The organism is Dissulfuribacter thermophilus, from assembly GCF_001687335.1.
GTDB lineage: Bacteria > Desulfobacterota > Dissulfuribacteria > Dissulfuribacterales > Dissulfuribacteraceae > Dissulfuribacter > Dissulfuribacter thermophilus.
This window is the reverse complement of the sequence record NZ_MAGO01000005.1, coordinates 14,714-38,942: the sequence shown is the minus strand read 5'-3', so window position 1 is coordinate 38,942 and position 24,229 is coordinate 14,714. Positions and strand designations below refer to the sequence as shown.

Sequence of the window (24,229 nt, the reverse complement as noted above, 5' to 3'; positions counted from 1 at the left end):
AAAAACACTAAATCCTAAAAGGAGGAATTAGGCATGTCTAGTGAAGGAGTCCTTCCAGAAGGAGAACGGATTCGGAAGGCAGTTCGATGGATATTAGAGACCTTTAAAGAAGACAAGAATAAGACCAGGCGTGAAGTGGTTGAAGAGGCACAGAGGCGTTTTGACCTCACTCCACTAGAATGTGAATTTTTGGAAAGAAAGCTCCTGGAAGAAGGTTTCTAGGATTTTAGTCTGCCTTTTTAAATGCACTAAGCCTTTTTTCTATAGAGCGTTTGAGTTTGTCGAACTCCTCGAGGTCCTCTGCTTTAAGGGCCTGATTAAGGAGTATTGCTTGAAGGCTGAGCTCCTTAACTCTATTTTTGTCTCTGGATTTTTCTAGTTCCTCTATCCGTTTTTTTATTTTTTTATAGGCTTCTTCCCTTTTTTTGATTTCCTGGGCCCTGTTTTCCTTGGCAGCCTCTAGAGCCTTATCAAATGCATCTTTTGCCTTTCTCGCCAGGTATTCTGCCTTTCTGTATTCGCCTTTCTTTGCATACTCATAGGATAGATTCAATAAGTATTCCCCTTCTTTAAATAATTTAGGGGCAAACCCTTCGGCACTCTCATATAGGGCTTTTTTTCTAACCTCTTTGGCGAGGTTGAGGTTAGTGAGCCACACTTTCCTCATTTTCGCCCTTGGACTGAGCTCTTTTATCTTCTCTAGCTCTTTTTTCAAATCCTGTTTGATTTTTTCTGGACTAGGTGCCTTAAAGCCTGAAAGGGTCAGGATACAGAGGACTGCACAGACCAAAATCCTAAAGGCCTTGGAAAGTCGAAAATGAATTATTTTGCTTTGGAAACGCATAATAAGATTTTTGTTGACACCTAAATCCTGCAATTGGCGAGTTTGCCCAAGATTTTAGGAGCGAGGGGCGAAGACGTACTTAGATACTTAGAGCCCCGAACAACAAAGACGATTGGGTAAAATCGCCACTCTTGAAGAGCGGCAAAAGGGGGCAAAAACAAACGAGTTCTGTTTTCACCAAAACAATGAAGGTTAAATCGCTGGCTTTTGTCAAGCAACAGGCTAATATAATGTTCAAAAATCATTTTTGCCCCTTTTGCCGTGCAGGATTTAGGTTACATGTTTTTGTCTATATGATCTTTAATCCACCTTGCGTCTAGCCATTCTAGGGGATTTACAAATACCCCCTGAACTATAGTGGCAAAATGAAGGTGATCTCCCCCTGCAAGGCCAGTTGTATCGGTTTTGCCAATGATATAACCCTTGTCTACCACCTCCCCAGGGCTCACTGTCATGTCTCCAAGGTGAGAATATGATGTATAAAGTCCTGCACCGTGGTCGATTATCACGGTATTTCCATAGATCCCTAGGTCTCCGGCAAATACAACGGTTCCGGAGTTGGCTGCAGGTACAGGTGCATTTTTTATAGAGGCCAAATCTATTCCCATGTGATTTGCCTGATCTATCTCCTTGCCCCTGTAATAGTAGTGTCTTTCATCAGCAAATCCGGCCCGCTTTGCCGCATTTGGTAGGGCCTTAAAGCCATTTTTCCACATTGGAGGACCAGAGACCTTTTGGCAAAAGGACAGCAAGCGATCGTTGTTCTGCTTTCTCAGATCATTATTGACCTTTAAAAAGACGCTTAATAGGTCTTTTGAATCCTGTCCAATGAGTTGAGAGAATTCCGGCATTTTTCTGCGTAGAAAATTTTCTGATATCCGTATGGTATCTTTAACGGGCCTAAAGGGTAAAAGGTCATAATAAAATCCCCTTTTTTGTTCATTACCGGCCATGTCGATTGCAATGAGAAATATGCCTTGCTGGGATTTTGGGGCAAGGGCCGGGACTGCGAAAAGACAGGAATAGGTGTTGTCCTTTTCCCTGTTAAATGGCTTAAAAAAGTGATTTCCAACCAAGACACCGGCCTTTTTCACCGGCTCATTCACTTTAAATGTAACAAGCCCACTACCGCCAATTCTCACATTGTGGACACGACTCAAGACAGAGATCCTTGGGGGGGTGGTGTCGATGATAATTTCTTTTTTGACGGTAATTGCATTGCCCTTGAATTCGCTCCTGAAGCTGGCATCTCTGGCAACTACGACTAGAGTGGAGGGCCCTTCTTTGAGATTCAGCGCCTTTGGATCCACGTTCCACGAGACAGTTGTCTCTTTTACGCTGGATCCCTCCCACCATCTATCAATGGGGAATACTTTTTGGCCCAGTTGGATTTGATTATCTCCTTGGACAATGGAGATGGAGATACTCCTTAGGCCTGCTTTTGAATCCTTTGCAGTTATGATTATCGGGCTATTTTTGCTGAGGTATTTTGTTGGGGAGTTGATTGTGATTTGAGGACTATCCCCTTCAAGGACAATAGAGCCAAAATAGCCTATGACTCCGAGGACAGAAAGAATCAAAATAAATACTATTGTATAGAAAATACGTTTCATTGCTCTATGATCCTTCCATTATAGGAATTCATGGCCTCTGTAATGCCTTTTTCAAGAAAGCACACAACCCCGTCCTTGGCAAGATCAAGGACCTTTTCTATGATTGTGAGTTGATCACCCCAAAAAGATTGAAGGACGTATTCTTTGACTGCTAAAGCTTCAGGTGGACGGCCGATTCCAATTCTGAGGCGAGGAAAACTTTTGGTGCCCAATTGTCCTATTATGGATTCGATACCTCTGTGTCCTCCTGAGCCACCAGATCGTGCAAATCTTATTTTCCCCAGAGGAAGATCCAGATCGTCGTAGCAGACCAAGACATTTTGAAGATCAATTTTATAATAATTTACAAGGGGGGCAACGGCCTCCCCACTTTTGTTCATGTATGTTAAGGGCCTAAAGAGTGTGATGGGATTGCCTTTAATCAGCCCCTCGGTGTACTCTCCTTTAAAACGCTCAATATCTTCGAAGGGAGGAAGGCCGTAAAATTCCCTTATGTGTTCACACAAAAGAAAACCCGCATTGTGGCGGGTTTTCTCATAACACCTTCCTGGATTACCTAGTCCGATAATGAGATTTTTGGGCCTATTCAGTATCAGCCTCCTCTTCGCCTTCCTCTTCTGTTGTGCTTACGCCTGAACCAACGATGGTGACAATAGTGAGTCTTGGAGGATCGACAATTCTTACACCCTCAGGTGGCGTTACATCACCAATGTGTATTGCCTCTCCAAGACCAAGATCTGTAACGTCAACTTCAATTTCATCGGGGATATTGGTGGGCAGACATGCCACTTCCAAGGTCCTTCTCTTGATCTCAAGAACTCCTTTTTCCACTTCCACTCCCCGTGCCTTGCCAACTAGCTTTACAGGGACCTCAATATGGAGTTCTCTGTCCATGGCAACTTCATAGAAGTCTACGTGCCTAATGGAGTCGTTCACTGGGTGACGTTGAAGCTCTTTAATGAGCGCAAGGCGTTGTTCACTGGAACCGTTGTTTTGGAGGTTGAGTGTAAAGAGAATCCTTTCTCCCTTTGCCTTGATGAGCAATTTTTTAAATTCATGGGCATTGATGGCCAGAGGAACAGGCTGAATCCCGGGACCATAAATGATGCTTGGAATTTGGCCATCTGCTCTCAATTTCCTGGCGACACCTTTGCCTGTTTTTTCTCTCACCGACGCATCCAATTCAAACCTTAACATTGTTAAAGACCTCTCTTAGCACAAAGTTTTTAAACGAATAATGAACTTACAGAGTCATCATTATGTATTCTTCTTATAGCCTCTCCCAGAAGGTCTGCAACAGAAAGGACCTTAATTTTGTCCAGTCCTTTTGCCTCCTCAGTCAGAGGGATAGTGTCAGTTACTATAAGGGATTCCAACACAGAATCCCTAATGCGTTGTATAGCAGGCCCGGAAAGGACTGGATGAGTGGCGCATCCGTGGACCTCCCGTGCCCCATGTTCTTTTAAAGCCTGAGCAGCATGGCACAAAGTGCCTGCTGTGTCAACCATATCATCTAAAATAATAGCGATTTTGTCCTTGACGTCACCGATAATGTGCATGACCTGGCTTTCGTTGGGCCTTTCTCTACGCTTGTCAATAATGGCGAGCCCTGCCCCAAGGCGCTTTGCAAAGGCCCTTGTCCTTTCCACACCGCCTGCGTCCGGCGAGACCATGACAATTTCGCCTTCTTTAAATTTTTTTAGGTGTTCAAGGAGGACTGGAGCTGCATAGAGATGATCCACTGGTATACTAAAAAATCCCTGAATCTGGCCCGCATGTAAATCAACTGCAAGTACCCGCCTTGCTCCGGCAGTGGTAATTATGTCTGCTACGAGCTTTGCACTGATGGGAACCCTAGGGGCAGCCTTTCTATCTTGTCTGGCATAACCATAATATGGGATTACCGCAGTGATTCTGCGTGATGAAGCCCGTCTTAAGGCATCAATCATTATAAGGAGTTCCATTAAATTATGGTTAACTGGGGGGCATGTTGGCTGAATTACGAATACATCTGCTCCTCTAACATTTTCCCCTATTTCTACAAAAACTTCACCGTCACTGAAGGTCTTGACTGATGCCCTACCCATGGGGAGGCCCAAATAATCGCAGATCTTTTGTGCAAGCTTTGGATTGGCGTTTCCAGTAAAAATCTTGATCTTGTTAATGGGCATTTCACCTCACCCCTATGAATAAAATAAAAAAATTGGCTGGGGTGGGAGGATTCGAACCTCCGAATGCGGGTTCCAAAGACCCGTGTCTTACCACTTGACGACACCCCAACCGTTAATTCGTCTTACTATAAATTTTTAAAGGCTCTCTGCTAACTCCACATTTAGTGGCTCGTGAATTTCGAAGTCTCTTGATATGGCCTCTTTGGCCCTCTGAGCCGCATCTAGGTTTGAAAAAAGGCCAAAAATTGTTGAGCCACTACCAGTCATGAGAGCAATTTTTGCTCCATGATTAATTAACTGTTTTTTGTACGTTTTTAGCACTGGATATTTTTTTAAAACAACCCCCTCGAGGTCATTTGCCCAGTGCATGAAGTCAGCTAATTTTTCTGGCACAAAACTAATTTCATCTTCACTTTTTGTCAATACATAATGGGCATAAGCCCATCTGGTATTTACAAAAAAATTTGGAAAAATTAAAACAAAATACTGTTTAGGAATTTTTACTGGATAGAGGTCATCTCCAATCCCAAGTCCCACTGCTGATGAGGCCTCTAATAAAAAGAAAGGACAATCTGCTCCGATTGACGAGGCAAGTTTCAGGAGTTCTGTCTGCGATAGGGGATTTCCTGTAATTGTATTCAACGAACGGAGCACACAGGATGCATCGCTGCTGCCGCCACCTAGTCCAGCCCCTGGGGGAATGGTCTTTTTAATATCGATTCTGACATCTAACATGATCCCTGTCTTTTTCATGAAGAGATCAGCAGCCTTAAAAGCAAGGTTATCTCTACCATTGGGTATACCACTTAAGCCATGGCAACGGACTTCTATCTTAGGCGAACTTCCAGCATAATTTACCCCAATGGTCAATTGATCCCATAGGCTAATCTTCCTAAAAAGGGTGTAAATTGTGTGATAGCCGTTGGGAAGCCTTCCCATAATTTTTAAGAAACAATTGATTTTTGCTGGGGCTTTTGTAGCTATTACCTGATTCATTACTTTAGGGCTTTTACATATCTCATTTTAAGATCGTACAAAATATGGCTTAGTAAATCTTCTTCTTCTTTCTCGAGATTGCCTTTTGTTTTTTGCTTCAACATCTCTAGGGTGTCAATGGTGTGCTTGGCGCAGGCCAGGTCTTTTTTGGTTTCACCAGAGCTAGGCTCTGGAAGTTCTCCAAGACATACCAAACAAGATGTGTTGAGCGACATGATAAAGGTTGTAAATGTGACTTCAGGAAGGACTGCCTTTTCAGACATAATTACCTCCTTTTAAAATTCTATTGACAAGATGTGAAAGTAACATACATATTCGAAAAAACGACACCTAAATCCTGCAAGCCGAATGTCAGGAAAAAATTTTTACATCTAATGCAGTCAATAAATTCATTGACATGATGAATTTATCATTTATTAATTCCCCCTCGCATTCGGCACCTTCGGGATTGGTAATTTTACCGATCTGGCGCGTTTTTGGGGGGTGAAGTATGTTAGTTCGTCTTTGCCCCCCACTGCCATGTCTCAAAGGTGGACTGGCAAATTGCAGGATTTTTACGATATTCGAAGGAAATTCTAATCATTTAGTATTCAGATTGCCATAGTTTTAAAGTTTTAAAAAAATGACTGATAATCAATTTCTTGAACTATTTCCAGAAGAGGCCATCAAAGAAATCCGTGAAAGGGTTGACGACCACAAAGGCTCTCATATTTCTGTAAAGGAATTTCTAGGTCAGGCCAAAGGATTCCTTGAAGATGAGTTCCCTTATGTAAGCATAAGGGGGGAGGTGTCCAATCTGGCCCTTCCACGTTCAGGTCACTGCTATTTTACTCTAAAAGATGATGAGGCCCAACTAAGGGCAGTGATGTTCCACGGCCAGAGGCTACGTTCGGGATATACCCCTAAAGATGGAGAAGAGGTCATAGTCCATGGAAGGCCCACTATCTACACACCAAGGGGTGATCTCCAGATCTTGGTAGACAGTGTGGTCCCCTATGGCCTTGGGATGCTTGAAAGGGCCTTTGAGGAGTTGAAGGTGAAGCTTCAAAAAGAAGGACTGTTTGATCCTGATGTAAAGAAGCCAATTCCCCAGTTTCCAGAAAGGATATTTGTCGTAACCTCTCCCACAGGTGCCGCCATTAGAGACTTTATTAAGACTGCCAGGCAAAGACTGGTGACTGGCGAAATTATTCTATGCCCTACGAGAGTCCAGGGAGATGGAGCTGACCAAGAGATAATAGAGGCGATCGATGCCATCGAACAGATCGCTACTTCTAGGGATGTAATAGTGATTACCAGGGGAGGCGGTTCCCGAGAAGACCTGTGGGCCTATAATAGCGAGCTCTTGGCCAGAAGGATATTTAAATGCTCTATTCCCATAATCTCTGCTGTTGGGCATGAGGTAGACTTTACCATAGCTGATTTTGTTGCGGACATACGCGCACAAACTCCAACGGCCGCTGCACAGGTACTGTTTCCTGAACTAAATGAGTATGCTGAGAGGCTTGCGCACTTGAGTTTACGCCTTTCAAAGGAACTTCGTAATAAGATCTATGTTCATAGAGATCAACTCATGAGGGTCTCAAAGAGGCTAAAGGACCCGATGGCAAGGATCTATGAAAAAAGGATATTAATCGACGAATTGACCTTTCGGAAGGATAGGGCGTTTGCACGTGTGCTGAATCGTTATCAGGGAATAGTAAGGGATATTGAAAACTCTCTGAAAAAGGCTATTGGATTGTCTGTAGAGGATAAAAGGCAGAGGTTTGAACGCCTTACAGCCAGTTTAGAGGCCCTTAGTCCTCTCAAGGTGCTTTCGAGGGGATATTCGATAGTAACAGATGAAGATGGCGCGGTAGTAAAAAAAGGCGCTGATGTAACCCAGGGGCAAAGGCTTTTTATAAGGCCATATAAGGGTAGGATCAAATGTATCGTGGAAGAGACCTCTTCTTGAGGAGACTGTGTGTTTGTTTGACCCTATTTTTCGCCATTTTTCTGGCAATTTACGAAGTTGCTGAGTCAAGGGAACAGGTCTTTTCAATAAGACTGTTGCCGAAAAAGGTTTATCAAGGAGAGATGGTGAAGGTCTTTATTAGGCCAACCTCACCAGAGATAAGACTCCTTTCCTGTAATTTTCTTGGAAAGGAAATCCCTTATGTAAAAGATAAGACGTCATATTGGTGCCTGCTGGGAGCTGGTTTAAATGAAAAAACAGGGCTAAGGCTCCTTACCTTGAGGTGGGAAAAGGGGGGAGAAAAGGGCATATGGACTGTACCAATCATGGTCTATAAGAAAGACTATCCTAAGGAATTTTTAAAGGTCCCTGAAAAGATGGTGGAATTTCCAAAGCCCATTTTAAAGAGGGTTTTGGAGGATCAAAGGGCAATTAGAAGCGCGCTTTCATCTGTTAGTTTCAACAAATTTTTTGATGGTCATTTCATAAAGCCAGTTCCAGGCCAAATAAAAAGCCCTTTTGGCCTAAGACGTTATTTTAATAGAAAACCCAGGAATCCCCATTCTGGAGTTGACCTTTCGGCCCAACGCGGGACACCGGTCCTTGCATCGAATTCAGGACGTATAGTCCTTGTTAGGGACTGTTATTTAAGTGGAAAGACCGTTGTCATCAATCATGGACTGGGACTCTATTCTATTTACGCCCATCTCGATAAGACGTTTGTGCATACCGGACAGATAGTCCAAAAAGGAGAAAAGATTGGACTTTCTGGGATGACTGGAAGGGCGACGGGGCCGCATCTGCATTGGGGTATAAGTTTATATGGTATGCGGGTGGACCCTTTGTCAGTATTGAGGATTTTTTAATGCCGAGACCAATTGTGTCGATAATTAATGTAAGAGAAAGTATCGACAATTGGGGATGAGAAATGGAGCCCAAAGGCATTGACATACCTGGCCTTATACCTACTCAAGGTACATCACTGAAGGCAGATAGAAAGAGTGCCCCTTCCATAAGGCCTGTAGTTGAAACCAAAGAAGGGGAGTTGAAGAACCTCTTAGAGACCAATAGAGAGACTCAAAAAGGGCTATTTTCTTTAACTGAAAAGGATGCAAAGAATGCCACTGAGATGTTAAATGCAGAGCTAAAAGATGTCCCCAATGTTGAGGTAGACTGGAAGTTTAACAGGGATGCAGGGGTGCTTGTGGTATTTGTGAAAGATAAGAACACAGGACGTGTTTTGCGGGAAATACCACCTGAACAGGTCCTCGAAATTCTTTCAGGTGACTCCCACCAGGGATTGATAATTGATCGGAAGGCGTAAAAGTTTATAAAACTTGCCTTGACCTTATGGAAACAATGTGTTATTTGTCTGGGCGAATACGGGGCTGTAGCTCAGTTGGGAGAGCGCGTGAATGGCATTCACGAGGTCAGCGGTTCGATCCCGCTCAGCTCCACCAGAAAGTAAATTCAGGCCGGACCAAGTGTCCGGCTTTTTTTTGGATTGGTCTTCAATATCATTTATTTTCTAGCATATGCCAGGCAGGATTTAGCTCGGGGTGTAATATGGATAAGAAATTAAAGGCAATGATGCCAGGAAATACCATAAGACATGGAAAAGATGAGGTGCTTTTAGAGGTTACTAAGGAAATAGTGGTAAAATTTATCGAGATGGGAAAGGTGACCCCAGCTACTTTTGATGAAACCTTTAAGTCAGTTTATAGGACTGTAAAAGAGATCTCTCAATCTGGTCAAGACTGATCCACTGGAATTCGCCAATGCCTTCCAAAGCCTATGTTCCTATAGGCTTCATAGGCAACGATTCCAACTGCAGTTGAAAGATTGAGACTACGCACCCTCCCCCATATGGGAATATAAAAGGTCTTATCTTGATATTTCTTTAAGAGGTGCTCAGGAAGCCCCTTGGTCTCGCTTCCAAATATGAGAAAACATCCAGGTTCAAAGTGAGACTCAGTGTATGGCCTTGACCCCCTGGCAGAAAACAACAGAAATTTTGAATCGTCATAGGTTTCAAGAAAGCTATCTAGTGATTCATGGTGAATAATTTCGACCTTGTCCCAATAATCTAGGCCAGCACGCCTCAGGTGCTTGTCATCTATTTTAAATCCAAGGGGATGGACTAGGTGTAGCGTGCTCTTTGTTGCACCGCAAAGACGGGCAATATTGCCTGTATTAGGAGGTATTTCTGGATTTACAAGAACAATGTTTATAGATTCATTCTCCTGGCTGTAAAATCCTTCCAATCCTCTTCTCCTATTTGGGAATAGAGTCTAAAAAATACTGTATTATTGGTTAACAATGGGTCAAGATCCCTTGGAATCACGCGCATCTCAACCAATTTTTGCCATTCAATAGTGCCAGGAATTGGCGAAAATTCAGCAAGATACGGCCGTACCCCGAGAGATTTGACAAATTCAATAGAGGCCCTGACCTCATCGGAGTCTTGGCCTGGAAGACCCACAAGAAGATATATCCCTATTGCATCTTTGTCTATTCCTGCATCCAAAAGATTTTTAACTGCCTCTACTACTGCCTCATTGCTAACCTTTCCCCCGGTGGCCTTTTGCCTGGCAATAGAGGTAGTCTCCAGGCTCAGTCTAATGGTCTGAAAACCCGCCTTCTTCATATATCTAGCGACCTTTTTATTCAAGTAGCGAGCATGGAGACCGTTGGGGGTATGGAATTTGAAATGTAAGCTCCTTTCCAGTATCCCCTCTAGTATTGGGCCAAGTCTCGATTCAAAATCCACTAAGAGAGCATCATCGTAAAACGCGATTTCACCTACACCTTCTTTATAAAGATAGGTTAGTTCGTCTATGACCTCTTCACACTTCTTTGGAGCGTATGGGCCTGAGATCTCAAATGAACCACAATAGGTACACCGAAAAGGACACCCCGTGGCAGTCCTTATTCCGGCATAGGGGACGCCATCGTGGAGTCCAAGTAGATACCAAGGTCTTTTTTTTCGAACTCTTCTAAGTGGGATATTGAGGAAAAGAGAGAGTTGTTGTTCGTTTTTCTCAATAGGTCCCCTTAGCACGAGATCTGCGCCGGTTTTTGTATTGGCATGATCATACCAAAGTGTTGCGTATACCCCACCTAAGACCACTGGTATGTGGGGAAAGAGCTCTTTTACTAGGGAGATCGCCTTCTGGACTCCAGGGTACCAATAAGACATGGATGAGGTCACGAATACTACATCGAAAGGAGAATTGGATTTAATTCTATAAACGAATTCGTCCACGCTTATTCCATAACGAGAATATTGTCTGGGTATGCCTTGTAAGACGTCTGGAGTAGGGATTTTTGTCCGCTTGAACTTTCCAGGGGCCTTAAAAGGGGAAAGTGCGTCTACGAGTGTGACATTAACCCCTCTTTCCCAAAGCCATTCTCCAACGCTGTAAAGACCTAGTGGCCTTATCCAAAAATTATAAGCTGCAAAGTCGTATATCCATGGGTTAATCAAAAGAGCCTTCATTTATATCTCCCTTTTAGCTACTGGTCAGCTACGGAATTGGATTCCCTGGGTTTTATGCTTGATTTTCCTCCCCTCATTACTATTATAGGAATCTATTTGTGGGAACTCTCAAGTGATGGCATGTGGTACTTAGGATCTAACCCATAGGAGTTAAAATTGAAAGGAAAGAATCCAGACGAATTCCACAAAAAAGAGAAAAAGGAATTTTTTAGGCTGCTTGATGAGACAGGAGAATGCCTGCCTCAAGGTGGAGAGAAAGTACTTGACTGTTTTCTTGAAAAAGACGGTCACGTGTCTCCAGAGTACATCGAACGGTGCATCAGGGAAAGTGGTGGAGATCTTTCTATAGGAGTAATTAACGAGGTTTTAGACCTTCTTTGTAGATATGGCCTGGCCCAGAGGATACTTCTAAATGGCAAGGGAGTCCTCTATGAACATCTTCATGTAGGTATGGATCATGATCACCTTCTCTGTACGAATTGTGGCAAGATTGTTGAATTTGATGATCCAGACCTTGATGAAAGGACCATTAGGGTATCGGAAAAATATGGTTTTCAGCCAATTCTCCATAAAGTTACTGTTCTTGGATTGTGCCCAGACTGTATTAAAGGTGTGCCCAGACAAGCCCCATCAATGCCACTTACTCTTGCTGCAAGGGGTGAGAGACTCGAAGTAGTGGGCTTTGATGGTGGAAAAGTGGCTCAAAAACGCCTGACTGATATGGGACTAAAGGTGGGAGACGTAATTGAGGTCATTACTAGTGATGGTCCCATAATCATAAATACCAGAGGGACACGTCTTGCAATTGGAAAGGGCCTTGCAGATAAGGTGAGGGTCAAGGCCTTTCGTGGTTAGGAAAAATTGAAAATAACGGGGTCAAAAAATGAAGCTAAAGGGTCTTAAGATAGGATTTATTGGTGCAGGACAGATGGGAAGTGCCCTCATTAAAGGGCTTATAGAAAAGGGCCTATTGGATAAAATGGGAATTTTTGCCTCTGATCCATCTTTTGAAAGGCGTTCAATCGTTGAAAAGGATACAGGTATCAAGACATTTGAAACCAATGATGAGTGCATAAAAAATGTTGATATTGTGTTGCTTGCTGTAAAGCCCCAGGTGATGGGGCCGGTCTTAGCGGATATAAGACCAAGTATAGAGTCGAGACACCTAGTAGTATCCATTGCAGCAGGCATTTCAACAAAATTTATTGAGGACAGGTTGGAGGCGGGTACTCGAGTTGTTCGAGTGATGCCCAATACCCCGGCCCTGGTCCATGAGGGTGCAGCAGCCATCAGCCCAGGAAGTAGTGCCAGTGAAGAAGACCTTGAAATCGTACGTGAGATATTTGAGGCAGTTGGTATTGCTGTCACTGTCCCAGAGGAGTTAATGGACACCGTCACTGGCCTTAGCGGCAGTGGTCCAGCCTATTGCTTCAAATTTATAGAAGCCTTGATAGAAGGGGGTATCCTGGAGGGCCTTCCAAGAGATGTTGCCCAGAAGCTAGCTGTGCAGACAGTCTTGGGTTCAGCACGTCTTGTTCAAATTCTTAACGAACATCCATCAAAACTCGAGGCCATGGTAACCAGCCCCGGAGGCACTACCATAAGAGGGCTTCATGCCCTTGAAAAATTTGCCTTTAAGGCTGGGGTAATGGAGGCCGTAAGCCAGGCAACAAAGAGGTCAAAAGAACTTGGAAAGGAAAACTAACCTTGAGGATGTACTTAAACTCCTTGAAGGTAAAGGCTCTGGTGGAATCTATATTGCCCTTTTGGGTCCAGGAACCCTTATTTACCCAGTAGAAGAGCGGATAGTTGATTCGGTATTTGGAGAAGTATCACATAGAAATGTTGAGCTTATTGATTGCGAAGGCCTGAATGCACAAGCCATTTTAAATCGTCTCAAGAGTCAGAGTCTCCTTGGGGGAGCGCGGATTGTAGTTTTGAGAAATTTTTCTAAGTCCAGCCTAGATGGCCTATCGCTTTTATCTGACTGGTTTAAAAAAAATAAAGAAAAGAAGACCGCTCCACTAGTCATTGTAGAAGACGAAGTCCTTTCGCAAGACAGACAAATAAAGGGGATCCTCAATGAATTTTCATTGGTTATTGATCTGAGTTTCCACGCCCTTTCAAAAAAGGATCGAGTGGAACGCGCAAGGACCCTTATAGACAGTTGGCTCAAAGAGGCTGGAAAGACCATTACAAATGACGCAAGGGAGCTGTTTTTAAACTCAATTGATCTCAAAGACCCTGCCTATATAAAGACTGAGCTGGAAAAGGTGATTTCAGGCGTTGGTAATAGGACAAGGATTACTGTTCAGGATGTAGCCAAACTAACGGTTGAGACCAAGCAGGAAGAGATATACGAATTTACCCATGCCCTTGGAAAAAAGGATAGAGCCAAGGCATATATCGTATTGGCGAATCTCCTTGATCACGGGGTCCATCCCCTGGCAATACTGCAACTGTTGAGTACATGGTTGGCCAGGATTTTGGTGTTAAAAACCATCTTTCGGGATAGCCTTGGTGATCCGGATAAGGTGTCTTACAATACTTTTCAGGCAAAGATCCTACCAAAGATCAAGGATGAGCTTGGAGAGCCACTTCCATGGCCTTTGGCAAAAATGAAGCCCTATGCCCTTTTCAATCTCTGGAAGGCCTCTATGCTTCAAAACGAAAGGGCCCTTATTGTGGCAATTAAAGATCTTCCAAGGCTCGATATCGCATTGAAATCTGGTTCTGGCCTTGAGAGAATACACATTGAGAGATTTATGGAGAGGTTTTTGGATTCATGAGTGAATGTATGGCTACTCAAAGGACTGCAAAATTTTTATTTGAGGCAATGATGCTAAAACGCACCCTTCGTACTGGATATGCCTTTCTTGGAAAGGGAAAGGAGAGCGTTGCAGCCCATACATATGGCACCTTGATAATAGCATATGTCCTTTCCAGGATTATTGATGAGCCAGTAAACGTGGAAAGGCTCCTTTTGTTGTGTCTTCTTCACGACTTACCAGAGGCACGGACTGGTGACGCAAATGCAGTACATAAAAAATATGTACAGATCCTTGAAGACAAGGCCATTTGTGACATGCTTGAAGGTCTTGATCAAGGCGAGGAGATTGCCAAGATCCTTAAGGAGTGGAAGGAGGCAGATACGATTGAATCGAAGCTTGCAAGGGATGCCGATCAGTTGGATATGCTCATATCTCTCAAGGAAAAGATGGATCTTGGCAGTGAGGATGCCAAGAAGTGGATTCCCCATGTTAAAAGGCGTTTAAAAACCAGTTGTGCCAGAAAAATGGCTGAGGCCATATTGGATGAACACTGGGCATCCTGGTGGATGGAAACTTTCTCTGAGGAGGATCGATATGAAGAGATTGGCTAATTGGACAGATGTGGTCGTCTTAGCCCTGGTGGCAATCGCATTATTTTTTGCCAATACAGCGTTTGCAAAGGGTCAGGCCAAAATCATTAATATTGTCTATACTGGTAGGACTTGGGGGAAACTTGAACCCTGCTCCACTTGAAAGGGCGAGATTGGCGGTATAGCCAGACGGGTCAGTTGGATCCGTAATGAGTTAAAGAAAAATTCAGGTCTTATATTGGTAGATGCAGGCAATTCCTTTGGCGGAGATGCTGGCCATATTGCTGAGGCACGAGATAGGGCAAAGCTCCTTATGAGATATTATAAGGAGATGAACTATAGGTGTGTTGCCGTAGGGAACAAGGATCTCGGCCTTTCAATAGATTTTTTAAAGATCTTTGGTAAGAGATACGGTCTCAAACTGATTTCGTCAAATATCTATTCAGGGACAAAAAGGCTGTTTGATCCCTATGAAATAGTCAAGGTCAATGATGTCAGGATTGCATTCATAGGAATTACTGATGACTCTGGTAACAGCTACCAGAAAACTGTCAGATATGAGATTAGGAATCCCAGAGACGAACTCCTCAAAGTTGTTGGGGAAGTAGAAAAAATTTCAGATGTGATAGTGGTTTTGACAGACCTTGATCAGACTAGGTTCATGCAATTGCTTAAAGGGATTCCAAGTGTGGACATCGGTATACTTAGTGGCACAGGCCCAACACGAACCAATCCCATTAAAGAGGGTGGGACCTATGTGCTCTCTACATTGCCAAAGGGGAAGGGGGTTGGATTTGCAGAGGTGGCTGTTGCTAAAGATGGATCCATCCTAAGGCTACATAACACCTTGTATTATCTATATGCTCATTTTCCAGCGGACAAAGGCGTACAAGCCGATATTGAGGCCTTAAAGAAAAAGTACCAGGTATTATCCAGTAGTCCCAATCCCTTTTTAAAGGCCTTAGAGGAGGCCAAAAAGAGAAAATCCATGCATTTAAAGGAAAGGGGAGAAAACTCCACTCAGCGTGTTGTGCCTAGTACTCCGAATCCATTTATAGAATTACTAAAAAAAGCTACTTCACCTAAAGAGGTGCCCCAAAAATAGTATGTGCTTACACATTGACCCCTACAGTAGATGGCCTTTGTGACATCCAGTGATGGAGTACGATGATTAGCCAATGAATAAGTGTTCGAGATGCGGAAAGTGTCATTCATTTTGCCCTGTTTATTCGGTTGCGTTAAACGAGCGGCTTTCTCCAAGGGGAAAATATCACCTGATTTCAGCCTGCACTTCGGCTTTGTCCTCTGAAGAAGAGACCCTTGAGACTATCGGTGCATGTCTCCAGTGCGGGGCATGTGAGTCCTTGTGTCCATCTGAGGCAGAGGTTGGGCGTCTCGTTAGAGAGATCCGTTCAACTACTGAATCACATGGTAATTGGGATGAAATAATAAAATTTGTGGTATCACGGCCCGGACTGAGTGATTTTTTTATAAAACGTATCTCGAAACTCCCAATTGGTTCAGGGCTGGCCTCTAGAATCATCAAGATGACACCGTGGGGAACCCCCAGTTTTCCCAAACGGTCATTTGTTGAAACCGTAAAAAGGAAGAGAGTTCCTAAACTGAGGTCTGGGGACAAGAGGATAAGCTTTTTTGTTGGATGCGTCCAAAATTATCTGTTGCCACATATCCCAGAGCAGGGGCTTAGTTTTTTGGGAAATAAGGTCAGGGTTCCAGAGGCCCAGGTGTGTTGTGGACTTCCAGCGTGGAGTGCAGGCTGGAAGGATGCCTTTAGGAGTCTTGTAAAAAGGAATCTCGATTGCCTGCTTGAAAGGGATACCGGAGCCATAATTACCCTGTGTTCAAGTTGTGCCTACACTATAAAAAAAATATGGCCCTTGGCATTTTCAGAGGGCTCTTCTGAGTTTGAGCGGGCAAAGGCCGCTGCTGAGATGCTGATTGATGTGGGCGAATTCCTAGTAGGGATAGGCTCTCATCGCATGACAAATAAGGTATCTAAAGGCCTTAAGGTAGCCATTCACAGTCCGTGTCATGAAAGGTTTTTGGGATCTAATAAGTCTGAAGGGATCGAACATCTTCTAAAAGATTATGGTCATGAGGTTATGGCCAGGATATCAGTTTGTTGCGGACATGGAGGCACGTTTTCAATGAAATTTTCACAATGGAGCCAGGAGATCTTTAAACGTGCTATGAGCGAATTTGAGAGTTCAGGAGCAGACCTTTTGGTTACCACCTGTTCTGGATGTATGCTCCAGTGGAGGATGGGAATGGAATCTATGTATGGTAAAAAGGCAAACAGGGTTGCAAGACACGTGATAGAGATCCTGTGAGATATAGCTGTTGTGGCCCCTTGATTTTGTGGGGCCACAACAGGGAAAATTACTAATCAACCCATTCATAAAGTGTAATTTTTGACGAGGCACACTTGCAGCATCCTTTTGCACATCCCAAATTTTGTGTGTATTTGACTAGTTTGCCTTTACGTATCCATAGATCACACATAAGTTCAACTACTAACGCTTCAGCCTTGAAGTGATTCACTATGTCTTCAAGTGGGGCTATCTTCCTCTTCTTGAGATAATTTTTTAACTGAATTGGATCCATTTTTATATACCTCTCAAAAGTAATTAAGAAGACTATATTTAGCTCTCAAGCATCGCCGTAGCTTCCTGGCAAGCGCTTCTCTTGGAGCCTATTAAATAGAGCAGGCCTACGATACCCAGGAACAAAGACACGCAAATTATTATCCAGAACATGGATGAATGAGGATGCTGATTAAATGTGGCGGACTGATAGAAGATAGTTGAAGTAGTCCATGCCATAAAGGTGGTCCAAAAACCGCCAAATAGGGTCCACTTTAAATTGGTTTCTCTATAAATGGCTGCAATAGCAGCACTACAGGGAAAGTACAGGAGCACAAAAAGGAGATAGGCAAAGGCCGCAATCTTACTACCAAATAGGGTGACCATTGATCCAAAGGTGTTTTTGTTGACTTCCATTTCTTTAGACGCTTCATCAATGTTAGAGGCATAATCTATTGAGATTCCGATGGGATCTAAAAGGCTATTTGTAACCTCTTTTAAGTTTTCAGGAATGGTCAAAAATGCCTCTTTGAGGGAGGCAAGGAAATTGAAACCATTTTCCCCTTCACTGTCCATTTCTCCAGTAGAGATTTTTTTGTCCATGTTGTTATAAAGAGAATCAAGAGTCCCAACAACTGCCTCTTTGGCAAAAATACCACTGAATAGCCCGACTGTGGCAGGCCAGTTTTCTTCAGTTATGCCAATTGTACTGAATGCAGGGGCAATTTTTTTACTCATTGAAGCAAGTACTGAATTGGGGGTGTTTTCGTTCCCGAAAGTCCCATCAGTACCAATGGAATTAAAAAATGAGAGTAAAACTATGATGGGGACCAGTACCTTTCCTGCCCTGAAGAGGAAACTTTTGAGGCGTTCATAGGTCCTTAAAAGGACTGATCTTGGTGTAGGCAGGTGATATGGAGGAAGTTCCATTACAAAGGGAGTAATCTCGCCCTTTAAGAGGGTATTTCTGAGGATTATGCCAGTTAAGACTGCAATGGCTATCCCGGTAACATATAGTAATAAAACAAGATTTTGTCCGCCATGAGGGAAGAAGGCAGCGGCAAACAGGGCATATACTGGCAACCGCGCACCGCAGGACATGAACGGATTCATCATGATGGTCAAGATTCTGTCCCGTTGTGTTTGAAGAGTGCGGGTTGCCATGATAGCAGGTACATTACATCCAAATCCCACGAGCATAGGGATAAAGGCATTCCCAGGTAGTCCGATAAAACGCATGAACCTGTCCATGACAAATGCGGCACGGGCCATATAGCCAGAATCTTCAAGAAAGGACAGAAAAAAGGAACATAAAACCAATAGGGGGGGATGAAGGTGGCCATGGTTTGAATACCCCCTCCAATCCCATCTGCAATTATTGTTGTAAGCCATAGCGGAGTATCTATTGTGCTTAGCATATATTTTAGGCCATCTACAAAAATTGCGCCGGCAAGGATGTCAAAGAAGTCTATAAAGGCACCACCAATATTTATTGTGAAGAGGAACATAAGATACATGGTGCATAGAAAGATGGGGATTCCCAGTGCCCTGTTTAGCACTATCCTGTCAATTCTATCTGAGACCGTCTCTTTTATCTGTGTAGTTTTTGTCAGAGCCTCTTTAGTGAGCCTTGAAATGAAGTTATATCGTGCTGAAGCAATGAGGATGTCTGTATCTTCGCCGGTCTTTTCCTCTATGCGCTTTTTGAGCTCCTCTGCCCTTTTTTTAGTGGCTTCTCCCACCATGGCCTGAACATCAGGATCGTCTTCAAGGACTTTAAGGGCAAGCCACATGGGTTCAATACCCTTTGAAAGGGCAAGATCTCCAACGTACTGTCTCAGCTCAAAAATTGCATCCTTTATCTCGTTTGGTATGTCCAGATTGAACAAAGGTAGGGTCTTTTCTAGTGCAGACTTTAGGATTTTGTCTTTGAGTTCATTTACGCCATGGCCTTTTGAGGCAACTAGGGGTACGATACTACATCCCAGTTCCTTTGAAAGACGTTCAATATTTATTTCCATCCCTTTTGCTTTGGCAACGTCCATCATGTTGAGGGCAATGATGAATGGTATTCTCATCTCTATGAGCTGGATGGTGAGGTAGAGGTTCCGTTCCAAATTAGAGGCATCTACAATATTCACTATAAGATCAGCTTCATGTGAAAGGACAAAGTCTCGCGCCACTTTTTCGTCTACTGAAGATGCAGAAATGGAATAAATACCAGGGGTATCAACTAGTTCTATTTCATAGGGCCCATGTTTGAAGAATCCTACCTTTTTATCTACTGTGACGCCGGGCCAATTGCCGACCCGCTGTTTTGTCCCTGTAAGGAGATTGAAGAGGGTTGTCTTGCCACAATTTGGATTTCCAACTATTCCGATTTTTAATCTGTCCATGTTTTAGACCTCCTCTACAACGACTGACCTAGCCTCATCCAGCCTAAGGCTAAGCATGTAGCCCCTAACCTTTATCTCAACAGGATCGCCCATCGGTGCGATTCTTAGGATTTCTAATACGGTATTGGGGGTAAGTCCCATGGAGGCAAGTCGTTCCCTGCAACGAATTGAATCCTGATAGAAGCCAGTAATCTTTCCTTTGGCACCTACAGGTAGTTCAGAGAGCCTTTTTTTCATATCGGTTTTCCTCCTTATGGAATAGACAAAGATTGTCATTTAAGATGGCATAAAAAATTAGGCATACCTAAATATATTGGTCATCAATAGCGTGATTTGGTAAAAATGTCAAGGCAATGTTAGATTTTTTAGGTAAGCCTAAAATTTTTGTTGACTCTCATAGGTGCTTTGTTATAATCTGACAAAAAAAAGAAGGTGAAAAAATGACTGATACTTTGGCGCTTACATCAAGCCTCGAAGACTATCTTGAAGCCATTTACAACATAATTCAGGAAAAAAAGGCGGTACGAGTCAAAGATATTGCCCAAAGATTGAAGGTTAGCAGTGCATCTGTAACAGGTGCGCTAAGGACCCTTGCCAAGAGGAATTTTCTTAATTACGCACCGTATGATGTCATAACTCTTACGGCTGAAGGAGAAAAGCTTGCAAAGGAAATAGTAAGACGACATGAAGTATTGAAGGATTTTTTCGTAAAGGTACTTGCTGTTGAACCAGATGCAGCTGATGAGGCTGCATGTAGGCTTGAGCATGGAATCCCACCAGATATCGTAAATCGTCTTGTCAAGTTTATAGAATTTATTGAGATTTGTCCCCTTGGAGGCCAAGAACTCATAAAGGGTTTTCAAAGGCACTTAGAAAGTGGGGCAAAGAAAGATCTGTGTGAGCAATGTATAAATCTTGTTAAGGAAAGGGTGCATAGCAGTGATGAATCGGTTGATGATGTAGCCAGGCAAATACCTCTCTCAAAATTGAATATAGGAGACAAGGGGATGATTAAAAGAATAAAGGCAAAGGGCTCTCTAAAAAAGAGATTTAAAGAGATGGGGGTCACCCCAGGAACTGTGATTGAGGTAGAAAGAATAGCTCCAATAGGTGATCCCATAGAGGTTAAGGTAATGGGTTATCATCTGAGTCTTCGAAAAGAAGAAGCCTCTAAAATAGAGGTAGAAATTCTTTAAGAGAAAAGGAGGAAACAATGAATTCTTCCGTTCAAATCAAAGGTAGGTGCAACTTGCAGAACGAGACTTTATAGGGAGGCCATTTTTGAGGCCATAACAGTGATTGAAGATACCCGTAAGGCCTTTAAGTCTAAGAGGCTAGAAAATCTGCTAAAAAAGCTCGTACAGGTACTGGCAACAGCAGAATAAAACGCTTACCAGGTAGGTCCTACGGCCAGGCACTTTGGGGCCTGGAAGTGAGGGCGTAAGCAGTGATTAAGCCATTGGCGCCACTGTTTACGCCCTTTTTTATTTGCCAAGCGATTATTCATTGAGATAAATTTTGGATCTTTTTGTCCTCCACCAGAGTATGATACCTGTAACCCCGAAGATGAGAGAGAGGCCTGTTATGGCCCTTTCATATCGCGAAATCAGGCGCTCCACCGGCCCTTCAAGCCGTTGGCCAGCGCCTGATTTCATTTCTTCCTTGACGGGTATCACCATTTCGAGTCTGTGGCCCATTTCATCACTCACCACTACATTCCATTCCCCTTGGGTATCAGGGAAAAAGCAAAATCGTCCGTTTCTATCTGTGTTGCCAACCTGGAAGGCCAATTTGGAATTAGGGGCGGTGATCCTAACCTTGCAGTAACTCATGGGTTCTCCTGTGTCGTATCGAGCTTGTAATACGATACCACCTTTGCCTGTCTCACCCATTACCCCATGGGCATACATAATAGAGGGCCAAAAAAGTAGAATTGTTATAAGAAAACAATATTTCTCAGGTTCCCCTTTACTTAATACCATGTTCCACAGCTTTGGATCCATTCAAAGAGTTCCCAAAAAGACTATCTAAAATCAAATGCATATAAGGGGCCGTAGAGGGCCCCAGCTTTCATGGGATTTCAAAAGTCAGAGTGCTTATCAGGGAAGAATAGTCGCACTTATCCTTTTGTTTGTAAGGTTCTTCAAAACGTGCCATGATTAGCCATATCCCTTTTTTGTCTAATCTTATCAAGGCATTACCCTTGGAATCTGTTTTGGTAACATAGGAAAAGGCCAGATGATCACTGGAGGAAAAACCAACGTAGGTAGCATAGACAAATTGTTTTGCAAAGGGTTTTCCGCGCAACAATACCTTGATGGGTAGATATTCGCCGGCCTTTACAAGGCTTGGATTTGCCAATGGTATCACCTCAAGCTCACTACCGATCAGCCTTTGATATGCCTTGCCGCCCGGTTTGCCCACATTTACTATGGACTTGGCAAACATCCTGGAATATTTACAGTAAAGGACGTCTGTTAAGCCCTCTTTAGATTGTCGCTTAAAGCCTTCTACGGTCTTGGTAAAGAAACCACCTTTCCTCTCTGCTACCAATAAATAGGTTCCTTCGGTCCTTAATAGGTCTGTGGTCTTGAAGGTTATTGGATATTGGCTGGGGCCTATGTCCCCTTGATTATTCAAGGGATCAATGAAATAGAGCTGTTCTACCTGATTATTAGGTAAAAAGTCACCACCTGCCCCTGGGAAAGAGTGTCCCCAGCCCAAGGTTAGGTTGAGGGTCTGACCGCTATTCAATTGGTAAGTCTTGGGATTGATCCACATGAAGTGGGCCTTGGCCGTTTTCGTTAAGGAGAGTAAAAAACAAACCAGGATAAACCCTAAAAAAATCTTCTGTCTTTTCATGACATGCCTCCTTTTAAAGATTTGTTTTTATGCTGACGAATATCGTACGTCCCAACCAATCTCTTTCGGGTTCGCCATAGTTGGTATCGAACAGATTATCTACCTCAAGGGAAAGGCTTAGGTGAGAGTTGAGATCCTTTATGATTTTGGCCTCGGTTAGCCAATAGTCATCAGTCTTTTTGGTGTTGTCTCTGTCTTTATACATGTCATCTACGAATTGAGTTCCAATAGAGAGCCTTAGGCCACAGTCCTTGTTTTGGTATCCTAGTCTTAAGGCCAAAGTGTTGTTTGGTGAGTAGGTGAGTTCCTTGTGAGTATTTTTGTCCTCAGTATCGAGAAATGTGTAATTTATTGAAAGATCTAATCCAAACGGGAGGACGGTTTGGAGGCCCAGTTCAATACCCTGGGTGTAGGCCTTATTGATATTTTCATAAGAGATGACTGGTAGGCCATCTATAGTCTCATCTGTCTCTACTCGTGCAACCATGTCATCGATATCATTTCTGAAAACAGTTAAAGAGAGGGCATGTTTTTTCATAAAAGTCTTTTCTATACCAAAAGAGTATCCCCAGGAGTTTTCAGGGCTTAGATTCGGATTTGATTTGTACCAGTAACTACTGTGTCTAAAGGGTTCTTTATAATAGAGTTGCCTGATGGTGGGGCTTTTAAACGATCTGCCAATCAAAAGTCTTATTCTAGTAGAGGGATTTACTGTCAGCATCGCAGCCAAACGTGGATTGAATTCACTGCCAAAGACGGAATGGTCATCGTATCTTCCTCCCAAGGTGAGAGACAGAATTCGGTCTGCCAGTTCTATTTCAATTTCGTCCTGGACCAATACACTTCTGGTGTCGATTGTTTTTTGGGCCAGATTGTAATCCAACTCCTCTTCAAGATATTCTCCTCCTATAGTGATTAGATGAGAGTCCCATAGTGGCTGGGAATATAGAACTTCCCCTTGACGGTAGTACATATCTCCGCGTCGTTCGGTATAACCAGGAGTGAAATGATGGAAATCCCAGTCATATACGTAACCGCTAAGGGCTAATCTACCTCCGTTTCGGAGATGCCACTGGATGGATGGAGAAAGACGGGTCTTTTTTTCATCAGCATATATCCGCTCTCTATCCTCCCATTTGAATGTCAGACCAAGAGTCAAGTCCGGAGTTGGTAAATACGTTAATTTTGTGAAGAAGTGATTCCTTTCGTAATCGTCGTCTCCAGCGCCATATTTTGATCGATCGGATTCTTCCCTATCGAGGCTCATAAGAAATCCAGCCTTCCCCCTGTTAATAGAGGCGCCTCCAGTAAGATTGAATATTTTGGTCTCATGGGTGCCGTAAAGAGCCGATGCACTCAATAGAGGTTTCTTGGGAATGGGTTTAGTAATGATATTTATCACCCCAGCCACTGCATCGCTCCCATAGAGAACAGAACCAGGCCCCTTTACTATCTCTATATGATCGATTAGGTCCAAAGGAATTTGGTTTAATCCATAGCCATATTCTCCCATTCCACCGCCTTTTATCCTCTGGCCATCTACCAGGATCAAGCCATAGCCATTATTGAAGTCGAGTCCCCTAATTTTTGAGCGCCACCCTGAGATCCCTGGAACATCTTCAGCCCTGATAAAAAGTCCTGGAGTGTAGCGAAGTAGATCGCTCACAGTGAGGGCATTGGAGTTGTCAATATCTTCCCGGGATATCACAGTGGTTTCAATGGGGGTGTCTTCTAAAGTGTGAAGAGTTTTTGTAGCAGTTACAATGAGTTCTGGCAATTCGTTGATTTTATCTTGTCCAAAGGCAACAGGTGACTCAATAGCCTGAAACAGGCAGAATAGAAAGCTTAAAGACAGTAAGACATGAACCATGAAAACCTCCTTTAGTGTTATTTTTTTAAAAAGGATAACACTGTATACAATCTCAGGACA

At 43.3% G+C, this 24,229-nt stretch carries 28 protein-coding genes, 2 tRNA genes and 1 pseudogene; 14 read left to right on the top strand and 17 right to left on the bottom strand.

Annotation, left to right across the window (positions count from 1 at the left end):
• Positions 1-33 precede the first annotated feature (33 nt).
• Positions 34-222 (top strand): hypothetical protein, encoded by a 189-nt coding sequence (locus tag DBT_RS05225; RefSeq protein ID WP_067617338.1) that lies wholly within the window; start codon positions 34-36, stop codon positions 220-222.
• Between the two features lie 4 nt (positions 223-226).
• Here the strand turns inward: DBT_RS05225 and DBT_RS05220 are convergent, their stop codons facing one another.
• The 8 genes from DBT_RS05220 to DBT_RS05185 all read right to left on the bottom strand — a co-directional run bounded on the left by DBT_RS05220 (position 227) and on the right by DBT_RS05185 (position 5,887).
• Positions 227-844 (bottom strand): hypothetical protein, encoded by a 618-nt coding sequence (locus DBT_RS05220; protein ID WP_067617335.1) that lies wholly within the window; start codon positions 842-844, stop codon positions 227-229.
• Between the two features lie 275 nt (positions 845-1,119).
• On the bottom strand, positions 1,120-2,457 hold the full coding sequence (locus DBT_RS05215) for a M23 family metallopeptidase (RefSeq protein WP_067617332.1): 1,338 nt from the start codon (positions 2,455-2,457) through the stop codon (positions 1,120-1,122).
• Positions 2,454-3,023 (bottom strand): aminoacyl-tRNA hydrolase, encoded by a 570-nt coding sequence (pth, locus tag DBT_RS05210; protein ID WP_244155321.1) that lies wholly within the window; start codon positions 3,021-3,023, stop codon positions 2,454-2,456. Before pth ends, DBT_RS05215 begins: the two co-directional genes overlap by 4 nt.
• Before the next feature lie 16 nt (positions 3,024-3,039).
• On the bottom strand, positions 3,040-3,654 hold the full coding sequence (locus DBT_RS05205; RefSeq protein WP_067617326.1) for a 50S ribosomal protein L25: 615 nt from the start codon (positions 3,652-3,654) through the stop codon (positions 3,040-3,042).
• A gap of 29 nt (positions 3,655-3,683) precedes the next feature.
• The gene (locus DBT_RS05200; RefSeq protein ID WP_067617323.1) at positions 3,684-4,628 is read right to left on the bottom strand and encodes a ribose-phosphate pyrophosphokinase; all 945 of its coding nucleotides are present in this window, start codon (positions 4,626-4,628) and stop codon (positions 3,684-3,686) included.
• Between the two features lie 33 nt (positions 4,629-4,661).
• A tRNA-Gln gene (locus DBT_RS05195) sits at positions 4,662-4,736 on the bottom strand.
• 27 nt (positions 4,737-4,763) lie between these two features.
• Positions 4,764-5,624: a 4-(cytidine 5'-diphospho)-2-C-methyl-D-erythritol kinase gene (gene ispE / locus DBT_RS05190; RefSeq protein WP_067617320.1), complete on the bottom strand. Its 861-nt coding sequence runs from the start codon at positions 5,622-5,624 to the stop codon at positions 4,764-4,766.
• Positions 5,624-5,887 carry a DUF1844 domain-containing protein gene (locus tag DBT_RS05185; RefSeq protein WP_067617317.1) on the bottom strand — a complete coding sequence of 88 codons (264 nt, stop codon included), beginning with the start codon at positions 5,885-5,887 and terminating at the stop codon, positions 5,624-5,626. Before DBT_RS05185 ends, ispE begins: the two co-directional genes overlap by 1 nt.
• A 359-nt stretch (positions 5,888-6,246) precedes the next feature.
• Between DBT_RS05185 and xseA the strand changes: the two genes are divergently transcribed.
• From xseA to DBT_RS05160, 5 genes are all read left to right on the top strand, one after another.
• The gene (xseA, locus tag DBT_RS05180; RefSeq protein ID WP_083186648.1) at positions 6,247-7,578 is read left to right on the top strand and encodes an exodeoxyribonuclease VII large subunit; all 1,332 of its coding nucleotides are present in this window, start codon (positions 6,247-6,249) and stop codon (positions 7,576-7,578) included.
• Positions 7,551-8,444: a M23 family metallopeptidase gene (locus tag DBT_RS05175; protein ID WP_083186647.1), complete on the top strand. Its 894-nt coding sequence runs from the start codon at positions 7,551-7,553 to the stop codon at positions 8,442-8,444. Before xseA ends, DBT_RS05175 begins: the two co-directional genes overlap by 28 nt.
• Positions 8,445-8,506: 62 nt before the next feature.
• Positions 8,507-8,902 carry a flagellar protein FlaG gene (locus DBT_RS05170; protein WP_067617311.1) on the top strand — a complete coding sequence of 132 codons (396 nt, stop codon included), beginning with the start codon at positions 8,507-8,509 and terminating at the stop codon, positions 8,900-8,902.
• Between the two features lie 60 nt (positions 8,903-8,962).
• A tRNA-Ala gene (locus tag DBT_RS05165) sits at positions 8,963-9,038 on the top strand.
• A 106-nt stretch (positions 9,039-9,144) separates the two neighbouring features.
• Positions 9,145-9,339, top strand: coding sequence for a hypothetical protein (locus DBT_RS05160; protein WP_067617308.1), 195 nt, complete (start codon positions 9,145-9,147; stop codon positions 9,337-9,339).
• Here DBT_RS05160 and DBT_RS05155 read toward each other — a convergent pair.
• Positions 9,330-9,842 (bottom strand): tRNA (cytidine(34)-2'-O)-methyltransferase, encoded by a 513-nt coding sequence (locus DBT_RS05155; protein ID WP_067617305.1) that lies wholly within the window; start codon positions 9,840-9,842, stop codon positions 9,330-9,332. The genes DBT_RS05160 and DBT_RS05155 overlap by 10 nt on opposite strands.
• Positions 9,806-11,077 (bottom strand): B12-binding domain-containing radical SAM protein, encoded by a 1,272-nt coding sequence (locus DBT_RS05150; RefSeq protein WP_067617302.1) that lies wholly within the window; start codon positions 11,075-11,077, stop codon positions 9,806-9,808. Before DBT_RS05150 ends, DBT_RS05155 begins: the two co-directional genes overlap by 37 nt.
• Before the next feature lie 156 nt (positions 11,078-11,233).
• On the opposite strand from DBT_RS05150, the gene DBT_RS05145 reads away from it, so the two are divergent.
• The 7 genes from DBT_RS05145 to DBT_RS05120 all read left to right on the top strand — a co-directional run bounded on the left by DBT_RS05145 (position 11,234) and on the right by DBT_RS05120 (position 16,789).
• Entirely contained in the window at positions 11,234-11,932 is a 699-nt protein-coding gene (locus DBT_RS05145; RefSeq protein ID WP_067617299.1) for a transcriptional repressor, read from the top strand.
• 28 nt (positions 11,933-11,960) lie between these two features.
• Positions 11,961-12,782: a pyrroline-5-carboxylate reductase gene (proC, locus tag DBT_RS05140; RefSeq protein ID WP_067617296.1), complete on the top strand. Its 822-nt coding sequence runs from the start codon at positions 11,961-11,963 to the stop codon at positions 12,780-12,782.
• Positions 12,766-13,866, top strand: a complete 1,101-nt coding sequence (holA, locus tag DBT_RS05135) for a DNA polymerase III subunit delta (RefSeq protein ID WP_067617293.1) — start codon at positions 12,766-12,768, stop codon at positions 13,864-13,866. Before proC ends, holA begins: the two co-directional genes overlap by 17 nt.
• Positions 13,863-14,459 (top strand): HD domain-containing protein, encoded by a 597-nt coding sequence (locus DBT_RS05130; RefSeq protein ID WP_083186646.1) that lies wholly within the window; start codon positions 13,863-13,865, stop codon positions 14,457-14,459. The genes holA and DBT_RS05130 overlap by 4 nt, the downstream gene beginning before the upstream one ends.
• The gene (locus DBT_RS12060; RefSeq protein WP_153304047.1) at positions 14,443-14,601 is read left to right on the top strand and encodes a hypothetical protein; all 159 of its coding nucleotides are present in this window, start codon (positions 14,443-14,445) and stop codon (positions 14,599-14,601) included. Before DBT_RS05130 ends, DBT_RS12060 begins: the two co-directional genes overlap by 17 nt.
• Before the next feature lie 75 nt (positions 14,602-14,676).
• Positions 14,677-15,543, top strand: a complete 867-nt coding sequence (locus tag DBT_RS05125) for a bifunctional UDP-sugar hydrolase/5'-nucleotidase (protein ID WP_067617290.1) — start codon at positions 14,677-14,679, stop codon at positions 15,541-15,543.
• Positions 15,544-15,616: 73 nt separating this feature from the next.
• Complete coding sequence (locus DBT_RS05120; RefSeq protein WP_083186645.1) at positions 15,617-16,789, top strand: (Fe-S)-binding protein; 1,173 nt, start codon at positions 15,617-15,619, stop codon at positions 16,787-16,789.
• Between the two features lie 52 nt (positions 16,790-16,841).
• Here DBT_RS05120 and DBT_RS05115 read toward each other — a convergent pair whose 3' ends face one another.
• From DBT_RS05115 to DBT_RS05105, 4 genes and pseudogenes are all read right to left on the bottom strand, one after another.
• Positions 16,842-17,063 carry a FeoC-like transcriptional regulator gene (locus DBT_RS05115; protein ID WP_067617283.1) on the bottom strand — a complete coding sequence of 74 codons (222 nt, stop codon included), beginning with the start codon at positions 17,061-17,063 and terminating at the stop codon, positions 16,842-16,844.
• Positions 17,064-17,101: 38 nt separating this feature from the next.
• Positions 17,102-18,313, bottom strand: a complete 1,212-nt coding sequence (locus DBT_RS12710; protein ID WP_279614799.1) for a nucleoside recognition domain-containing protein — start codon at positions 18,311-18,313, stop codon at positions 17,102-17,104.
• Between the two features lie 398 nt (positions 18,314-18,711).
• A pseudogene (locus DBT_RS12705) lies at positions 18,712-19,437 on the bottom strand (FeoB small GTPase domain-containing protein); the annotation flags it as partial.
• Positions 19,438-19,440: 3 nt separating this feature from the next.
• The gene (locus DBT_RS05105) at positions 19,441-19,674 is read right to left on the bottom strand and encodes a FeoA family protein (protein ID WP_067617280.1); all 234 of its coding nucleotides are present in this window, start codon (positions 19,672-19,674) and stop codon (positions 19,441-19,443) included.
• A gap of 203 nt (positions 19,675-19,877) precedes the next feature.
• On the opposite strand from DBT_RS05105, the gene DBT_RS05100 reads away from it, so the two are divergent.
• Positions 19,878-20,633: a metal-dependent transcriptional regulator gene (locus DBT_RS05100; RefSeq protein ID WP_067617276.1), complete on the top strand. Its 756-nt coding sequence runs from the start codon at positions 19,878-19,880 to the stop codon at positions 20,631-20,633.
• Positions 20,634-20,936: 303 nt separating this feature from the next.
• Here DBT_RS05100 and DBT_RS05095 read toward each other — a convergent pair whose 3' ends face one another.
• The 3 genes from DBT_RS05095 to DBT_RS05085 all read right to left on the bottom strand — a co-directional run bounded on the left by DBT_RS05095 (position 20,937) and on the right by DBT_RS05085 (position 24,169).
• Complete coding sequence (locus tag DBT_RS05095; RefSeq protein ID WP_067617273.1) at positions 20,937-21,440, bottom strand: hypothetical protein; 504 nt, start codon at positions 21,438-21,440, stop codon at positions 20,937-20,939.
• A 67-nt stretch (positions 21,441-21,507) separates the two neighbouring features.
• Positions 21,508-22,299, bottom strand: coding sequence for a DUF4198 domain-containing protein (locus DBT_RS05090; RefSeq protein ID WP_067617270.1), 792 nt, complete (start codon positions 22,297-22,299; stop codon positions 21,508-21,510).
• 13 nt (positions 22,300-22,312) lie between these two features.
• Positions 22,313-24,169, bottom strand: a complete 1,857-nt coding sequence (locus DBT_RS05085; RefSeq protein ID WP_067617267.1) for a TonB-dependent receptor plug domain-containing protein — start codon at positions 24,167-24,169, stop codon at positions 22,313-22,315.
• Between the last annotated feature and the right edge of the window lie 60 nt (positions 24,170-24,229).

What these genes read in the sequence shown, in the direction of transcription:
- DBT_RS05225 (WP_067617338.1), top strand. Translation starts at nt 34, where the DNA reads ATGTCTAGTGAAGGAGTCCTTCCAGAAGGAGAACGGATTCGGAAGGCA.
- DBT_RS05220 (WP_067617335.1), bottom strand. Translation starts at nt 844, where the DNA reads ATGCGTTTCCAAAGCAAAATAATTCATTTTCGACTTTCCAAGGCCTTT.
- DBT_RS05215 (WP_067617332.1), bottom strand. Translation starts at nt 2,457, where the DNA reads ATGAAACGTATTTTCTATACAATAGTATTTATTTTGATTCTTTCTGTC.
- DBT_RS05205 (WP_067617326.1), bottom strand. Translation starts at nt 3,654, where the DNA reads ATGTTAAGGTTTGAATTGGATGCGTCGGTGAGAGAAAAAACAGGCAAA.
- DBT_RS05200 (WP_067617323.1), bottom strand. Translation starts at nt 4,628, where the DNA reads ATGCCCATTAACAAGATCAAGATTTTTACTGGAAACGCCAATCCAAAG.
- ispE (WP_067617320.1), bottom strand. Translation starts at nt 5,624, where the DNA reads ATGAATCAGGTAATAGCTACAAAAGCCCCAGCAAAAATCAATTGTTTC.
- DBT_RS05185 (WP_067617317.1), bottom strand. Translation starts at nt 5,887, where the DNA reads ATGTCTGAAAAGGCAGTCCTTCCTGAAGTCACATTTACAACCTTTATC.
- xseA (WP_083186648.1), top strand. Translation starts at nt 6,247, where the DNA reads ATGACTGATAATCAATTTCTTGAACTATTTCCAGAAGAGGCCATCAAA.
- DBT_RS05175 (WP_083186647.1), top strand. Translation starts at nt 7,551, where the DNA reads ATGTATCGTGGAAGAGACCTCTTCTTGAGGAGACTGTGTGTTTGTTTG.
- DBT_RS05170 (WP_067617311.1), top strand. Translation starts at nt 8,507, where the DNA reads ATGGAGCCCAAAGGCATTGACATACCTGGCCTTATACCTACTCAAGGT.
- DBT_RS05160 (WP_067617308.1), top strand. Translation starts at nt 9,145, where the DNA reads ATGGATAAGAAATTAAAGGCAATGATGCCAGGAAATACCATAAGACAT.
- DBT_RS05150 (WP_067617302.1), bottom strand. Translation starts at nt 11,077, where the DNA reads ATGAAGGCTCTTTTGATTAACCCATGGATATACGACTTTGCAGCTTAT.
- proC (WP_067617296.1), top strand. Translation starts at nt 11,961, where the DNA reads ATGAAGCTAAAGGGTCTTAAGATAGGATTTATTGGTGCAGGACAGATG.
- DBT_RS05130 (WP_083186646.1), top strand. Translation starts at nt 13,863, where the DNA reads ATGAGTGAATGTATGGCTACTCAAAGGACTGCAAAATTTTTATTTGAG.
- DBT_RS12060 (WP_153304047.1), top strand. Translation starts at nt 14,443, where the DNA reads ATGAAGAGATTGGCTAATTGGACAGATGTGGTCGTCTTAGCCCTGGTG.
- DBT_RS05120 (WP_083186645.1), top strand. Translation starts at nt 15,617, where the DNA reads ATGAATAAGTGTTCGAGATGCGGAAAGTGTCATTCATTTTGCCCTGTT.
- DBT_RS05115 (WP_067617283.1), bottom strand. Translation starts at nt 17,063, where the DNA reads ATGGATCCAATTCAGTTAAAAAATTATCTCAAGAAGAGGAAGATAGCC.
- DBT_RS12710 (WP_279614799.1), bottom strand. Translation starts at nt 18,313, where the DNA reads ATGGCCCGTGCCGCATTTGTCATGGACAGGTTCATGCGTTTTATCGGA.
- DBT_RS05105 (WP_067617280.1), bottom strand. Translation starts at nt 19,674, where the DNA reads ATGAAAAAAAGGCTCTCTGAACTACCTGTAGGTGCCAAAGGAAAGATT.
- DBT_RS05100 (WP_067617276.1), top strand. Translation starts at nt 19,878, where the DNA reads ATGACTGATACTTTGGCGCTTACATCAAGCCTCGAAGACTATCTTGAA.
- DBT_RS05095 (WP_067617273.1), bottom strand. Translation starts at nt 21,440, where the DNA reads ATGGATCCAAAGCTGTGGAACATGGTATTAAGTAAAGGGGAACCTGAG.
- DBT_RS05090 (WP_067617270.1), bottom strand. Translation starts at nt 22,299, where the DNA reads ATGAAAAGACAGAAGATTTTTTTAGGGTTTATCCTGGTTTGTTTTTTA.
- DBT_RS05085 (WP_067617267.1), bottom strand. Translation starts at nt 24,169, where the DNA reads ATGGTTCATGTCTTACTGTCTTTAAGCTTTCTATTCTGCCTGTTTCAG.